Here is a 17,737-nt window from a genome sequence, read left to right on the forward strand (position 1 = left end):
ATCCTTACACCTCGATATCGAAAAAGTACTGCATAGCCTCGTTTTTGGACATTTCGCCGCGCGATACTCTCTCCAAGATCACGCGCAGTTGGGTTTCCCCGCTTCCCTGGACGGAGGCTTCGCCATCATCCGTTCCATAATCGAATGCGTAATGGGGAAGATTCACTGTTCCCGCTGCAGGGTGATGCCTTAGGCTTAGCAAATCTACGGTTCTTCCTTGAACCCATTGAGTGGCAAGCCGGAACAGCTCCCCAGCATGGTCCTGCCGTTGTGTGTTTACCACTTGTACAGATTTGCCCAGCCTGCAATTTGGCGAGATGAACATATCCGGGTCACCCACTGCTTCCCCTGCTCTCAACGCTTCCAGCTTCAGTCGCAGATCGTCAACTGAACGATAAATGATAGCGAAACGGTATTCCAAATCGTGGTTAATCCGAATGAGGGAGTCCGAAACCGCTTCTGGCGGGAGATTGCGTTCCTTTCTTAGCAGTCGGAGCATACGATCCGTATAGCTTCGTAAGCTATATTCGGTTTTGGCCGACCAAACGGCCATATACTCTGACGGCGGGTCAATAGCCGCATCCGCCCCAGTTTCTATCTGGATGCGCGGACCGATATACTCTTCAACGATAAGCACGGCATACGAACCGCCAGCACCAAACGAATTGATCATACTCCTGCGTGGGAGCGGGTTCCCATTTGATGGGTCAACCTTTTGCTCCCAGGGCTCCAACTTCTCCTGCAAGTAAAAAGGCGTGCCTTCCAATTTAAGATTCGGATTGCGCACGTCAGCATGAATCGACGGAACGAGCATGCGGTATTTCAATTGCAGCAGCACTTTACTGAGCTGCGAGATGCCGGAAGCCGCTTCAAGATGCCCGATGTTGGATTTGACCGAGCCGATAGCACAATATTGCTGCTTGCCGGTAAATCGCGAGAAAGCGCTGCGTAAAGCCGCGACCTCGATGGAATCGCCCAGCGGCGAACCGTTAGCCGCGCACTCGACGTAGGTGATCGATTCGGGATCGACCCCCGAACGCTTAATTGCCGATTCCATGAGCTGTGCCTGCTGCTTCGGATCGGGGACGCTATATTTTTGTCGGCCGCCGCCATGATTGACACCGCTGTACGTGATGATCCCGAGGATCCGGTCTCCGTCACGTTCGGCCAGCGAAAGCGGTTTGAGCAGCACTGCCCCGACGCCTTCTCCAGGAATATAACCGTCACCGTCGCCGAACGATTTGCTCCTGCCGCCGGTCCCGAGAAAATTGACCTGCTCCAGCGCCTCGTATTTGGACACGTCAAGCGTCAAGTTGACTCCGCCGGCAACAGCCATGGAACACCCGTTCTGCCTTAGGCTTTCGCAAGCGAGATGGATCGCGGTAAGCGAACTGCTGCAGGCGGTATTGACCGTTAAGCTAGGACCTGTCAGGTTGAAGAAATGCGATGCCCGGTTTGCGATCTGCCAATCGGTCCGATTCGAATGAAGCGCCGCCTGCTCCAACGACGGCATTTGCCAGCCATATTGGCTGTACATCGTTCCGGCAAACACGCCGATACCGACCTGCTCCCGGTTCTGCCAATGCTGTATCGCCGATTTGGAATAACCTGCACTCTCGAACGTTTCCCAGACCGTCTCGAGGAAGAGCCGGGCTTCTGGGGGAAGATCCCGAGCTTCTTCGGCATCCATTTCGAACAACCGATGGTCAAAGCGATCGACTGCATCTAAAAACCCGCCGTAATACGGGGCCCTCTGTTCGGTTTCTTTGACCGACGACCCCCGAAGCAACGTTCGGCACCATCGGTCAGCAGGCGCTTCCGTAATGCAGTTCTCTCCCGACCTGAGCCGCTCCCACAGCTCCTCCAATTGATTGGCTTTCGGGTATCTACCCGCTACCCCGATTATGGCGATACCTTCCTGCTTCAAGGCACTCGAATTCACATCCTGCCGTTGCGTATCGACGAACGCTTCACGGACAGAGACCGGTCCGGAGGGCGGCGTTACGGAAATATGCGGGGCAGGAGGCTGCTCTATAACATCCACCTGCCATGATTTTCGAATCTGTTCCGCATAATGATCGGCCAAATAAGCAGCTGCCTCATGGACAGTGTTATGTTCAAAAAGGAGCGTTTTGGGCAACTCTCCGGTCAGCTTCTCCAGCTCGCGGATCAGATCGAGCTGCATGATGGAATCCACGCCGTATTTATCGAATGCCGTATCGGGGTGAATATCGTCCGCAGGTATCCCGATAATACCGGCCAGCTTCTGTTTTACCCATACCGTTAATTCGTCCCGAAGCACCGCGCCATGATGATGAGCTTTAGGCTTTCTTGGTCGGGCAGGACGGTTCACCAAACGGATGTGGGCCCTTAACCGTTCTGGATCACCATGCATGAAAAGCAGTTGATCCCGGTCGGTGCCAAATGCCCGATACAAAGCCTGCATACCGTTCATTGCGTTCATGGGAGCCATACCGATCCTGTCTCTTAGGCTCTGCTCCGTTTCGCGAGTAACTCGCATACCGCCATCCTGCCATAATGGCCAGTTAATGGAGAGCATTCTGCCTTTTCGGCCTCCGGCGGATGATTGACCGTTTCGATATGCAACGTAGGCATCCATAAAGCCGTTCGCCGCAGCGTAATCGGCTTGTCCGTAATTGCCGAGCACAGCCGCTGCAGCGGAGAATACAAGCACCCAGTCGACATCCAGCTCCCGGGTTGCTTCATCCAAATGGACAACTCCCTTTACCTTCGCACCCATAACATCAGAAACCTGAGTCTTGGTTTTATGAACAAGAAGACTGTCTCTCAGCAAGCCTGCGGCATGAATGATTCCGTTCAGCCGCCCATACTTGGACCTGACGGCTTGGATGACGGCAACGGTCTGCTCCTTATCGGATACGTCCATCTGCATGTACACCGCTTGTGCGCCTAACCTTCCTAACGCGGCAAGCTTATCGTGGATCGCTGTACCGGCCGGCGTTCTTCCAGCAAGCACAAGCGTCGGAGAGACGACCTTCCCTGCGATCTCCTGGGCAAGTGCATAGCCCAGACCGCCGGCACCGCCTGTAATGAAATAAACGCCCTCATGCTTCCACGGAATGTCCACCGCCGAAGGTATCTCCTCTCGTTCAACCCAATGCTGAACCTGTCGAATGCCCTTGCGATAACGAATCATAAAGTCTTCCGGGCAGCTCTTGTTCTCGAGAAGCTTCCGAATCAAGTCCTCCGCTCGAACATTTTGTTCCAGCTCGATGTACTGCCCGATGAAACCGGCATACTCCAGACATGCCGTCCGAAGCAATCCGGTCAGACCCCGGAACAGCCAATCGCTTTCCGAACTGAACGAAGCAATCTGGATCAGCGTCTCCTGGTGAACGCCTTCCGAATGGATAGATTTGAGTTCTTCCATCATTTGAACGGCGTAGGTCTCGTAACGCTCCGTTATTTCCGCTGCACGGCCTGCGCTAAGCGTCACATATCGGTTTATGCCAGCTTCCGATTGCACGAAGTTGACGATCGATTCATTCGGTTCGCATAGGAAGACAATATGCCGCGATGCCGTTTCGGAGTCGTCTTCACCGACGGCCTCCTTTTCTACCCATACCGGCTCCCACAAGAGTGTTTCATTTCCTTGTTCGGCTGCTACACCTTCCAATTTGGGCTCCCGGAATGCTAGACCAATAAGCCGTGCACAAACGTTCCCTTGCTCATCGCACAAATCAATGTCGACCTGCCGGGTCCGTTCATCGAACGGCGCATTCGCGTTCCGCCTTATATGGGCCCACATGTCCGATGTACAGCTCCTATAAACACGAAGCTCCTTAAGTGCAAAAGGAATGACCGATTTAATCCGGTCAAGAACGCGGCTTCTGTCCGCGAGGTCCGCCGTGGCTACGACGCCCGCCGCTTGAAGCGCTGCATCCAGCATTCCGGGATGAAGCCCGTAATGACGAGCCGTTTCCTGGGCGGCTACCGGCAGCCGAAGCTTGGCCAGCGCTTGTTCCTCGCCGATATATAGGCGTTCGATGCATTGGAAGGTCGGACCGTAATGCATGCCGATCTGCCTGAAAGCCGTATAACACTGCTGTGCATCCAGCATCGCCAAGCCACACTTCAGCCGGATTGCATCCAGGGTAACATTCTCCGCGCGAGAAAACGGTACGACCGCAGCTTTGCCGTGGTGGCAGCGTACCGCTTCGTCCTTGTCGGCAGTGGCTACGGCGTATATTTCATAGTCAATGGTACCGTTATCCCCGGTATTCATATGAAATTCAAGCTCCGTATGCGGACCGTCCACGCTATAAGGCCGGGTCCAGAACAGATCTTTCAATCTGACTTCATAGTCTCCACCGCTTGATTCCAATGCCATCCCGACAGCAGCCCGGGCCATTTCCAGAAAGGCTACACCCGGTAATAACGATCGTCCCATAATGACGTGATCCGCCAGAAAAAACTCGCGCCCGGTGAACGTGGAGCGAAAGCCTGTTCCTTCAAGCGCTGGTATTTTACGGTGAAGCAGTGGATGTAGATCGGCGCCCTCCGGCGGTCTTGTCCGTACAGTTGGCCTTGCCGAGGATTCAGGCACCCAATAACGTTCCCGCGCAAACGGATAAACAGGAAGCGCCAGTCTGATATAACGACCATCCGCGAATAAACGGTCGAATGACATCTCATATCCTTGCGTATACAGCTCCAAAATCGACGCAATCTGTTCCAAATAGTTTATTCGCTCAGTTTCCCGCGCACACGCATCCATACAGGCATAGCCATAATGATCGCTCGGGAGCGTCTCTAGAGGCAGCTCGGCTCCGGGATCGGATTGAAACAGGTCTACAGCTTGCCCGTTCTCCAGCCATGCGTTCAACCGCTCCGCCAATTGTCCGGCGTTCTGCACGAGGCAGGCGAGCCTGTGCGGAAAGTGCTTTCGGCCCAGAAGAAGCGTAAAGCTTACATGTCCAAGATCGACATCTGGTTCGCCTTTGATGTACGCCATCATTTGTTCCGCTTGCCTGCGCAGTTGTCCGGCTGTCCGCGCCGACAGTGCGATGAGGTAGGCGGGCTTGTCCGTACGCGGCGGTGCCGTATCCGGAGCTTCCTCGATTACCATATGGGCGTTCGTTCCGCTAAATCCGAATGCGCTGATGGCGGCTCGGCGTTTCCCCCCTGCCTCAACCTCCCAATTCTTCAGCGATGTATTGATGTAAAATGGACTATCAGATGCCTCTATGTTTCCATTGATCGATTGAAAATGTAGCGATGGAGGCAGCTTCCGATGCTTCATGGCCAGCAAAATTTTCAGCAAGCCCGCAATTCCTGCTGCCGCTGTCGTATGTCCAATATTCGTTTTGATCGAACCCAATGCACAATATCCGGTTTTGCTCGTATGCTGACGGAATGCCCGGTTGAGCGCTTGGTACTCGATCGGATCGCCCAACCGGGTTCCGGTTCCATGCGCCTCGACCAATTGAATGTCCGCCGGGTTAAGACCGAATGAATCATACACCTGACGCAGCAGCATTTCCTGAGACCTCGCGCTTGGTGCCGTTATCCCGTTTGTTGTCCCGTCTTGATTCGTGGCGCTGCCGCGGATGACGCCATAGATGGAATCGCCGTCTTTCAGCGCATCCCGCAGCCGTTTCAACACGACGACACCTACACCCTCGCCCGGAACGAATCCGTTGGCACGGTCGTCGAATGTATAGCATCGCCCATCTGCGGAGAGCATTCCCGCCCGGGTTGCGCTAATATAGAAGCCTGGCGTAGGCTGAAGAAACACCCCTCCGGCAATGGCGGCCTCGGTCTCCCGGCTCCACAAGCTCTGACAAGCCAAATGGATGGCCACAAGCGAGCTGGAGCACGCGGTATCTACGGTTACTGCAGGCCCCTGCAGATTGAGATAGTACGATAGACGTGCGGGAATAACGGACCCTGCGTTACCCCACATCGCTTGTGCCGGAGGCCGGCCCTCGATCAGCTCGGCGTAATAATTCATATTAAATCCGGCATAAATCCCGCAAGCTCGTCCATCCATTCCCTTTCCGGCATAACCGGCATGCTCCAGCGCCTTCCAGGCCTCTTCCAGAAAAAGCCTTTGCTGCGGGTCCATATAGGCAGCTTCCGTTGGGGAGATGTTAAAAAATAACGGGTCAAAAAGATCAAAGCCTTCGATGAAGCTGCCGAAATTGCAGAAAGAATCGTTTTCCATATAAGAAGACAAGTCCCAACGTGTTACCTTCTCCACGAGGTTGTCGCCATTTTCCAAGTGCTTCCACAATTCCTCGAGTGTATCTGATTTGGCAAATTTACCACTCATGCCGATGATGGCGATCGGCTCTTTATAAAAGGCCTCTCCCAACTGGTCCGTACTATCGGAGGAAACGTTTTTCTTCTCTTGCTGCACGGGCGGCTTTCGATTGCCTGCCTCCTTATCAGAGGACATGGAAGGTACGTTGCCATCTGTTTCTGCCCATTGAGCCGTAATAACCGGACCGAACGCACTCCACAAATAATCGGTCAATTTCCGGATCGAGCTGTAATCGAACAAAATCGTCGTGGATAAGGCGGTCCCCAAGACGTTGTTGATCTGCTTAACGAATTGAACCCCGGTAATGGAATCCAAACCGTAATCGGAGAACGATTCATCCGTATCGATGCGCTGTTTATCGAGCTTTAGCGATACGGACAAGTTTTCCATTAATATACTCCGGATACGGCGTTTAAATTGTCCTTCGTCCATTGCTTCATGTACAGAGACAGCGTCTTTCTCCGTCTTCTTCACCGTGATGGAAGCAGAACCTGTCGCTGCCTCCATCCATGCAGCATCAGCTTCGCTGATTCGCGCTTGGCGAACGATACCGTCGCTTTGGGCAATAATGATCTGCTGCCCCAGCGCATGAGCTTCCTTAACGGGGAACAGCACGTGCTGAAAGCCTTCTTGACTCAAAACCCTTCTCCAGGTTTCCGGGTAGAGGCCCGGACAGCCCGGGATCCGAAGCATATGATCCTCATATAGCCACCACCCTTGCAGCAGCCCGAATGTCAGATGGGCAAACAACGAATTGCCGCTGATCTCATTGATGAGCAGCAGACCGTTTTTTTTCAGCAGCGTCTTGGCATTTCTGAGGGTTGACCGAATATTGGCCGTCGCGTGAAGCACATTTGACGCAAGTACAAGATCGTAGACGCCTGTTTGAATTTGCTGCTCGGCGCAAGGCTTCTCGACATGATAGAGCTGGCAGGTCAAGTATGGCGCCTTCGTTCCAAAGACGGCTTCGGCATGCCGAAGAAATCCTTGCGAAATGTCCGTATACTTATACTCCGCTATCCGGTCCTGATAGGGCGTAAGCTTACGGATCACCATGGCGCTCGTCCCGCCTGTGCCCGCACCGATTTCCAGCAATCGAAACCGCGCATGCGGATTTTGTTTCAAACTTGCTTCGATATAGGCAACAACCGCATTAGCCATTCCCTCATTAAAGTAATCCGCAATCTCATTGTCTTTATAAATTCCTTCAACCAATTCCATGGAAGAGTTAGGAAAAAGGACATCTGTAGCCGGCAGCTTGCCTGTTAAGATGTCCGGTAGCTGATGAAGCACCGCATCAAGCAAGGTGACCCGCGCACGCAAGCTTGCATCTTCCAGCCAGGCCTGTTTGCGGTTATTCCACTCGCTCCATGCGGTTTCCAGCCCGGTGCTTCGATCGTTAGCAAAATAAGCCGTATCCTTCATCCTCAGCCAGCCATGTTCTGTTAGAACGGCCAGGGTGTGCTCAAACCAGCGCTCATATTTACCGTCCATTCCTGCTGCTGCCATTGATGCGGACGTAATAGCACCGGCTTCCGCAAATTCCCCCATGGTTCGAAGCTGCTGCCATAGCAGCCGGCTTAGCAGTTCTTCCATTTCCTTCATACAGAAGCCTCCATCTCCGATTTTTACCGAATCCGGTTGTTTATCCGATCTGCTCCGCAAGGAAGGCCTCCAACTGTCCAAGCGTTGCCTGTTGAAGGAGCGTATCGCTTGTCATAGCAAGCTGATAGTGATCGGAGATCCACCGGGAAAATTCGGCCAGCTTAACAGGGTCGAATCCATACTCATAGAATGGGATGTCCGCTTCGATTTCTTCCGCTTGCACATTCAATATGCTCGCTGCCGCCCGTAGCAGGGAATTTCCAAGCCGGTCCGCCGACTCTCCCTCTCTAAGCAAGTCCGAAGCTTCAGCCTTCGGAACCGCGGGCAAACGAAGATGATTGACAATATGCTCGAAAGACAGGCTGTCCTCTTCCGGATAAGCTTCCAGCTCATCGGCGATCGACAGGCCAAACGTTTCGTTACCTGCCTCCGTTTTCATCAGGGCAAGCTGATCGAAAGGTCCGGCAAGCAGCGATTCCAGCGCGTCCATCGCCTCGCCCGGTTCAATGGAGACAATGCCTGCTTGCGCCATTCTCCGGCGGTAATGCTCTGACGACACAGCGCCCGTGCTGCCCCAATAGCCCCAGTTCATGATCTTCACGGCGCATGGCCACTCCGTCGCCAGACGCTGCGCGAACGCATCCTTGAATGTGCAGCCTGCCGCATAGTTGCTCTGCCCCTCCTGCTTTAGAAACGCGTTCATTGATGAGAAGAACAGGACAAAGTCCAGCTTTTCATGGCCGAATATTTGTGCCATTCGTACGCTCACATCTGTCTTCGGGCGCAATCCCGCAACGAACCGCTCCTCTTCCATGTTCGCCAGGCTTTGATCCAGCAGTACGATGGCCGAGTGGACCAGTCCGTGGATGCGTCCGTATCGGTTTATTATTTCCTCATACGCCCGCTCCATCGCCTTCCCGTCAGTCGCATCCGCTTGGATATAGCGTGGAGCCGGTCCAAGCTCCGCCAGCCGATCGATCTTGGCCTGTATGCCGGTATCCTTCCCCCGTCGCCCGATCCAAACGATGTTCGCCTGATAACGCCGAATCATATATTCGCTCCAAACTTCTCCGATGCCGCCCGTACCGCCGATGACTACATAGACGCCACCCTTCTTGTATACGGTAGCTGCAGGCTTGGTCATGCGCACCGGCATCAGTCTCTGCCGGTACCATTCCCCGGACCGGTACGCCCATCCATCGCCCCGCGCATCCGGCGGGAGTGCGAACAGTTCCTCGAGCGGCCAGCCGTTATCCGTCTCCATGTCCGCAAGACAAACGGACCAGTTCGGATATTCCTTGGCCATTGAGCCGATTAGCCCATGGAGGCTTGCATGGGCAGGCTTAATCGCTTCGCCACGGTAAACCTGGACGGTTCGAACCGTGATGATGCTCCACCGTAACGGCTTCATGCCATATCCAAGGGCCAACAAGGCTTTTAGGGTCCGAAACAGGAACAGTACCCCTTCACGCTGCGCCTCCAACATGGCCTCCGATTGCGCTATTTCTATCGAATCATCCGGAGCAATCCAGATCAAATGCCCGATCGGACCGGACAGTTCCAGCTTCCGTGCCAATTCCGTCGTGTTCTCTCCCGCATGCAACTGTACATCCGATGCATCCTCCACATGCCGCCTGATCTCCGCGACCCTTGCTGCCGTACCGCCAATAATAACTGTGCGGCCATACGGCTTCCGATCAGCCGCGCTTCTTACTGTCGATGGTGCAGGGTCCCACACTGGCACGAGTAATCCGTTTTGGGCAAGCGGAGATCTAAATTCCTCAGCGGAAATAACCTTTGCCTTCTCATCAGGCTCAAGAGCAGGCTCGGAAGTATGTCGTTCTAAAGAGTGGAACGCCCCTGATTCATCCGAAGAAGATACCGACGGCAGCCAGTAACGCTCCTGTGCGAACGGATAGGTGGGCAGACTGACCCTCTCCGGCTTATCCCCTTCTTCATAGAGACTGCTCCAGTCGATATCCAGCCCTTTTACCCATAGATCCAGGAGCTTCGCGTATTTACCTTTGGCCATCCAGGCCCCGACCGCTTTCATCATATCTTCGTCCACCGCAATGAGCGCAACGGTTTCCCGGTTCTGTTTTACCGATCCTCTGTACAAATCCGGAATCCCTAGCTGCCCATCCACATATTGGATAAGCTTTGCCCGCAGCTCCTCGATCGTTCTTACGACGATGGCCATACGCTCTTCCATCGGCTCCCGGCCTACCTGGAGTGTGTAAGACATGTTAATCAGGAAAGAATCGTCATTTTCAAGGTCTTTATTAACCGCTTGCAGCAGATGCCGAGCCCGTTCTTTTAATTGGTCTTCACTTCTGGCGGAGAGCACGATCATGCATTCTCGCTGAGCTTTTGGCGCATGCACGGCACGCTTACGATCCGGAATATACTCGGCAACGATGAGATGTGCGTTCGCACCGCCGGCTCCGAATGAGGAAAGGCCGGCCATTCTCGGCTGCTCCTCGATTTTCCCGTCAAGCACCATCACCGGACGCTCCCACTCCCCTAGCTCCCGCTGTACCTGAAACGGCGTAGTAGCAAAATCGATAAAAGGGTTGGGCGTGTCGGCATGCAGCGACGGTACCAGCTTCCGGTGCTTGAGCTGCAGCAGCACCTTGGTCAGGCCCGCTATGCCTGCGGCACTTTCACAGTGACCGATATTCGATTTCACGGAACCGATCGCACAATATTGCTTGTCCTCGGTATAAGCTTCAAACGCTTTAGAAAGCCCGGCAATTTCAATCGGATCTCCAAGAGATGTACCCGTACCATGGGCCTCTACATAGCTGATTGACCTCGCGTCTATACCCGACTCCTTCAACGCGCGCGCAATTGCGGAAGCCTGCGCATTCGGATTCGGAACATAATAACCGTTCGTTCTCCCGCCGTGATTAATAGATGTCCCCTTAATGACACCATAAATCTGGTCACCATCAGCGATGGCCTTCGCAAGCGGTTTCAACAAGACGGCTCCAACGCCTTCCCCGGGGACATAGCCGTCTCCGCCGGCTCCGAAGCTTTCGCAACGGCCTTTGGTGGACAGGAAATTGCCTTGGCCAAGCAACAGATATTTGTTCGGATGCAGCGAGACGTTTACGCCGCCGGCAATGGCTGCATCGCACTCACCCCTTTGCAGGCTGTGGCATGCAAAATGGATGGCCGTGAGCGAGGACGAGCACATCGTATCAACAGCAACGCTCGGACCGTGAAAATTACAAACATACGATACCCGATTTGCAATCGACGCCGGACTTCCGCTCAGCGCGACCGGATTACCGTTCATCGTCTCCCGAACTCCGTAAAGCTGGTACTCCTCGTACATGACGCCTGCGAATACCCCTACACTGGAGCTCTCACCGTCCCCTTGTCTTCCGGCAAGACTGTCCCGGGTGTAGCCAGCATCCTCGATTGTTTCATAGACACACTGCAAAAAGAGCCGCTCCTGAGGATCCATAAGCTCTGCTTCACGCGGCGAAATATTAAAAAATAACGGGTCAAACTGATCGACGCCCTCCAGAAACCCGCCCCACTTGCCATTTGTTTTGCCGGTCGTTCCTTTGTCAGGGTGGAAATAAGGGGTATGATCCCACCGTTCCTTTGGAATTTCTGTCACGCAATCGACACCCTTTTGCAGCAGTTCCCAAAACTCATCCATATTTCTCGCACCCGGATATCTGCCGGCAACACCAATTATCGCGATATCAAGGGGAGCGCTGCCGGGAAGGCTGCGCTGCTTAGGGACGGCATTCTCGCTTTCCTTCTCTGGTAAAAGTACCGTTTGCCGCGCGGCAGAATGTTCCGGCATACGCGCCTCTTCCTCTAGCACCTTCGGCTGAGGACGATCTCCGAATAATTGCGCACAACGTGATTCGTACCGCTGTATGAAAAACTTCGCCAAGTCACGCAGATTTTGATATTCAAAAAACAGCGTTTTCGGCAAGGAGCCGAATAGACGCTCGAGCTGTCCCGTCAATTGCATGACGATAATGGAATCCAGCCCGAACGTCATCATGTGCGCATCCGCTTCCACCCGATGCAGAGGCAGCCGGATGACGGAGGAAACGATCTCCCTCACTTTTAGGAGGACCCGTTCTTCCACTTCGGTCGAAAGGGTGTCCATTGCCGATTCGTACTGCTGCACGTCATCCGACGATACTTGGATATCCCCTGTCAGGGCTTGCTCCAATCGATCAGCACTTCCGGCCGCGACGATCACATTCGACGAACCGATTGCCATCGCCTGATCGAAGGCCCGGATTCCGGCTTCGGTAGACATCGGAATCAATCCAATCGCCTTGGCGAGCTCACGCTCCGCATGCTCGCCTGCCCGCATGCCGCCTTCTTGCCATAACGGCCAGTTAATGGAACAAGTATGGCCTTTTCTTTGGCCCTCCGAGGCAAGTCTGCTGCGGAAGGCGGCATACGCGTCCATAAACGCGTTCGCCGTGCTATAGTCCGCCTGCCCGGGATTGCCAAGCCAAGCAACCACAGACGAAAACATGACGAATACATCCAAAGGGATATGCTTCGTTGCTTCATCCAGGTGGACGAGCCCCGAAACCTTAGGAGCCAATACCGCATTCCATTCGTCCTTGCTTTTGCGAAGTAAATAATTATCCGCATGCACGCCGGCGCTGTGAAGGACCCCGTTCAATCCTCCGTATTCCGTCTCGATAGCGTGAACCAGCCACTCTACCTCCTCCTTCCGTGTCATATTGGCTTGCTTGTATACAATGTCGGCGTTTCCCGAAACTGAATTTTTGATCTCGTACAGCTTATATGGATCGTACTGTGCTCGGCCGGTCAGAATGATCGTCGCTCCGCGTACGGCTCGGGCGATTTCCTGCGCAAAAATGATACCCAAGCCGCCTGCTCCGCCCGTAATGAGATAAACGCCATCGTCCTTCCATAACCGGGAGTTCGTTCCCTCTCCAGGAGCCCGCCTCTTGAGTGTCATCACCATACGACGGGAACCTTGATAGCCGATATGCGTATCCTCGGGATGATCGAGATTATCGTGAAGCTTTTGCACGATTGCGTGCTCTGTATCGTCTTGCGATACTTCGATCAATTGCCCTGACATATGCGGGTTTTCCAGACACATCGTTTTTAGCAGCCCGCGCAGTCCCGCTAGCAGCTCGCGTCCGCTACCGGGGGTATAAACGATCTGAATGACGCCTCTCCCTGTTACTTGGCGCAGCAAGCGCTGGGTCTCTTCGAAGATCCGTTGCGCGAAGCGGCTGAATCTCTGCTCCATGGCGTCCTCTTCGGCCGTCAGCACCAAGCAACGGACACTGGGAAACGCGCTTTCCACCGATGCTTGCAGCATGGGAGGGGGCTCGCACAGGATCACGGTATGCTCGGTTACCGGCGAAATCGCAATTCCAGGCTGCGGAGCTTTGTCCCTCCATTCCGGAACCATAAAAAGGACATCCTCTTGCCTGGTACCTGACTCCATAGCTCTGGCGCAATACCCCTTCATTCGTACGCAAATATTCCCCTGCTCGTCCAGCAGATCGATGTCAAGGCTTGGAAGCTGATTGTGTCGACCGCTGCCGCTGCTAAAGCGGGCGAAAGCCCACATAACAGGCAGGCATTCATTCAGCAGCTCCAACTCCTTTAGCGCAAAAGGAAGCGGCGGCGAGGTACCTGGTTGGTAGCCGACTTCCGTATCGAGTCCGAGCAGCAAGCATGAAGCTGCCTGCAGCGCGCCGTCCAGCAAGCTCGGGTGCAGCGCAAAACTCTGCACAGACGCAGCTAAGGATTCGGGAAGCACCAGCTTCGCAAGCGCCTTGCCCTGTCCGGTGAGCAGAATGTCCATGACCTGATGAGAAGGACCATAATTGACACCGATCCTATTAAATGTCTCGTAGCATTCCGTCCGGCTGATCGAACGTGTAGCACATTCCTTTAGCAGCCGGTCAATCGGAATGCGCGGCTGCTCACCCGGCTCCTCCAGGCATACGGAGCCTTCACTGCATAAGACGGTTTCGGCTTCTGCCGGACCGTATACCCGAAAAGCAATATCGCCGTCGGTTGACGGTGTCAGCGTAATTTCGGCCGAAACGGCTGCAGCCCCTGCCGTAATAGGCTTAGCCCATATCACATTTTTGAGCCGGATCTTCTTTCCGCTGTATTCCCCATCGCTTACGGCCGACTGAACGGCCGCCCTTGCCATCTCTAAATATGCAGCTCCTGGCAGCACCCGCTGCCCATGCACCACATGGTCTTCCAAGAAAAACTCTTTGCCGGTAAAGATCGACGTAAACCGTTGTTCGGCAAACGTAGAGACATTCCGATGCAGCAATGGATGAAAAGCCTCCGAGGATTGCAAAGCTTCCTGTGCTCCTGCATGCGGACTGCTCTCGCCCTCGTTTACCCAATACCGCTCATCGGCAAAGGGGTACGTCGGAAGAGACACTCTGTTATAATTGCACCCCTCGAACAATTGTTCATAGTTCAAGGAATAGCCTTGGCTGTATAAGTCTGCCACGGCAGTCAGACTCTCGATAAACTTGGCACCTTGGTCGGCCGCTGCGCAAATGGCTATACATTCGTTGCCATACTGTTTCAGATCTGGCTTCTCCCGTTGCTCTTTCGTAAGGGCATCAGATCCATAGATACCCGGACCTTCTCCATTCATCAGCCAAGTTTCAAGACAGTGAAGAAGCTCCTCCGTATCCCTGGCCAAGAAGGCGAGCCGGTCGGCAAAATGTCTCCGTCCGAGAAGAAGCGTTAAGCTCATATCCCCGATGAATATACTGCCGTTCTCCCGCCTGCAAAACGCAGCGAGTCGTTCCGCTTGCCTGCGCAACTGCTCACCTGTCCGGGCCGACAGTACAATCAAGTAGAGAGAGTGCTGCCGCTTACCGCGTCTAATATGCGGCGGAGCCTCCTCAATGACCGCATGGGCGTTCGTGCCGCTGAAGCCAAACGAGCTGACAGCAGCGCGGCGCGGCGTGCCGGGCTCCGTCTCCCAAGCCCGAATGGACTTGTTGATGAAAAACGGACTGCCTTCCAGGCGGATATTCGAATTGATGCGCTCTGCGTGCAGCGACGGCGGCAGTTGCTTATGCTTCAAAGCAAGCAATATTTTCATAACGCCGGCTACTCCGGCAGCGCCGACCGAATGGCCGATATTCGTTTTGATCGAACCAAGAGCGCAATAATGCTCCTTATCCGTATAATGCCGGAACGCACGCGTTAAGGCCTGGAACTCGATCGGATCGCCCAGTCTTGTTCCCGTTCCATGTGCCTCCATCATTTGGATCCCCTGCGGATCGAGCTGGAAGCGGTCATACACTTGGCGCTCCAGTCGTTCCTGGGATTTGGCGCTTGGCGCTGTAATGCCGTTGGTCGTCCCATCCTGATTAATTCCGGAGCCCCGGATGACACCATAAATATGGTCGCCGTCTGCCAATGCGTCCTTCAATCGCTTCAGCATCACGACACCAACCCCTTCGCCGGGTACAAAGCCGTCCGCCCGTTCATCGAACGTATAGCAGCGGCCGCTCGGCGAGAGCATGCCAGCTCGAATGGCGTTTTCATAAAATCGAGTCGTCGCTTGCACGAAAACACCGCCTGCCAATGCCATTTCGACCTCATTGGACCAAAGCGCTTGGCAAGCCAAATGAATAGCCGTCAGCGAGCTAGAGCAGGCCGTGTCAATCGTAACCGCAGGCCCCTGCAGATTAAGAAAGTAAGCGATACGGGATGGGATTACGGATATGGCGTTCCCCCAAAACGATTGAGCCGGTGGATGATTACCGAACAATTCATTGTAATCGCTTCCACAGCATCCGACATAGACCCCGCATTGCCGGCTTGAAGCGGCCGATCCCGCGTAGCCCGCATCCTCAAGCGTTTTCCACGCTTCTTCGAGAAACAGCCTTTGCTGAGGGTCCATATACGATGCTTCCAGTCCCGAAATATTAAAGAACATTGGATCAAACCGGTCGATATGGTCCAAAAAGCTGCCGTCGCGGCAAGCATCCGAGCCGCTCCACGCCAGGTGGGAAGAAATATCCCAGCGGGTGATTGGGCCCACCAAATCATGGCCGCTTGCGATATGCTGCCACAGCTCGTCCGTCGTTTCCGAGCCGGCAAACCGTCCGCTCATCCCGATAATCGCAATGCCCTCCGCCGTCATCGGGTCACGAGCAATCTCCTGCTCTTGCTCCGCAGTTTCGATTACGACGCTGTCGGCTACAACATTAGCTGCTTCTGCTTCTACTTTTGGTTCAAGCACATTTTTATGTATAAAAACATCCATATAAGCCGACTGGATATGTGCAGTCAATTCGTTCACGGAGGAGTAGTCGAACAGACTCGTTGTTTCCAGCTCCACCTTTAGCGCCTCGTTCAATATACGCACCAGATGAATGCCAAGGATGGAGTCGACACCGTAATCGGCAAACGATTCGTCGTCTTGAATAATATCGGTACTCACCTTCAACGATTCGGCCAGTTTCTCTCGAATAACCGCTCGAATCGATTCCGATATCGCGTGCTGGTCGATGTCCTGAACGTTCGCCGCTTCTACCTTGGCAAGCGGCGCTGGGTAACCATGCTGCGTTTCGATCCGATCCAAGCGTTCCGAAGACGAAGCCCGGTATCCCGCAGGCTCTGCAACACCGGCAGAGGCCGGACGTTTTTCAAGCTGTCGAACGATGCCGTCGCTCTCTGCAATGACAATTTGCTGCCCCCATTCATGTCTGCCTTCAGCAGGGAAAAATACATGCCGAAAGCCCTCCGCCTCCAGCACCCGCTTCCATGTCTCGGGGTACAAGCCGGGACAGCCGGGTATTCGGAGCTCTGCATCCTCATACTTCCACCAGCCTTCCAGAAACCCGAAGGTAAGATGGGAGAACAGGGAGTTGTCATTTAATTCATTGAGAAGAAGCAGCCCATTCTTTTTAAGTGCGGCTTTGGCATTGCGCAGTGTTTGCCTGATCTGCTTTGTAGCATGAAGAACATTCGTCGCAATCACCAGCTCATAGGCTCCCGGCTCTATGTGCTGCTCCGCTAGGGGTTTCTCCAGATCGAATATTTGACAGGTCAAATACGGATTGTCAGGCCGGTATTCTTTCTCGGCGTGCATAAAAAAAGCGCGGGACAGATCTGTGTAGCAGTACTCCTCAATATTCGCCTGGTACGGTTTCAGCTTGCGAAAGACCATCGCGCTCGTTCCGCCCGTGCCGGCGCCGATCTCTAAAATCCGGATGCGTACCGATGCGTCCTGACGCTTTCGTTCTTTTACATAATCGACCACGAAGTCTGCGATCACTTCATTGAAGTAATCCGCGGCCAAATTGTTCTTGTAAATCCCCTCCGTCAGCGCCATGGAGGCTTGAGGGAATATAACATCGGTTGCAGGCATTTTGCCCGTAATAATCTCCGGCAGCGCCTTAAGCGTGGCTTCAGCCAAGACGGCCTGCGCTTTAAGATTCGGGTCGGCGAGCCACTCCGTTTTTTGTCGGTCCCATTCTGCCCAGATGGTCTCGATATGGACAAGCGATGTATCGTAAACATCGATATTGCCGCCGCTAACCTCGAGATAACCGTGCCGCGCAAGTGCGGCGACACTTTCTTCCAGCCATCTTTCGTATATCCCGCGCAAGCCGGCAGATGCTTTTAGCGCATCCATTGTCGTATTTCGTTCCCTAAACATGCCAATCGATTGCAGTTGACCCCAGAGTAGCCGGCAAAGAAGCGGATCGTTCCACTTCATTTGCAGACTTCCAACCTTAAATCCCGACATTAGCAGGCCATCCTTTCTTTTATTATGCATCGCCTTCGGATATTGGG

At 54.1% G+C, this 17,737-nt stretch carries 2 protein-coding genes; both read right to left on the reverse strand.

Features of this window, described 5'->3' with window-relative positions:
* Positions 1-4 precede the first annotated feature (4 nt).
* A complete protein-coding gene (locus tag ASG16_RS07460) occupies positions 5-7,972 on the reverse strand; it encodes an SDR family NAD(P)-dependent oxidoreductase (protein WP_133257443.1) in 7,968 nt (2,655 codons plus the stop codon).
* Positions 7,953-17,690, reverse strand: a complete 9,738-nt coding sequence (locus ASG16_RS07465) for an SDR family NAD(P)-dependent oxidoreductase (protein ID WP_056495201.1) — start codon at positions 17,688-17,690, stop codon at positions 7,953-7,955. Before ASG16_RS07465 ends, ASG16_RS07460 begins: the two co-directional genes overlap by 20 nt.
* Positions 17,691-17,737: the final 47 nt, after the last annotated feature.

Source organism: Brevibacillus sp. Leaf182, assembly GCF_001423865.2.
Taxonomy (GTDB): Bacteria; Bacillota; Bacilli; order Brevibacillales; family Brevibacillaceae; genus Brevibacillus; species Brevibacillus brevis_C.

Bases quoted from the DNA above. Each gene is read 5' to 3' on its own strand.
- ASG16_RS07465 (WP_056495201.1), bottom strand. From the start codon at position 17,690: ATGTCGGGATTTAAGGTTGGAAGTCTGCAAATGAAGTGGAACGATCCG.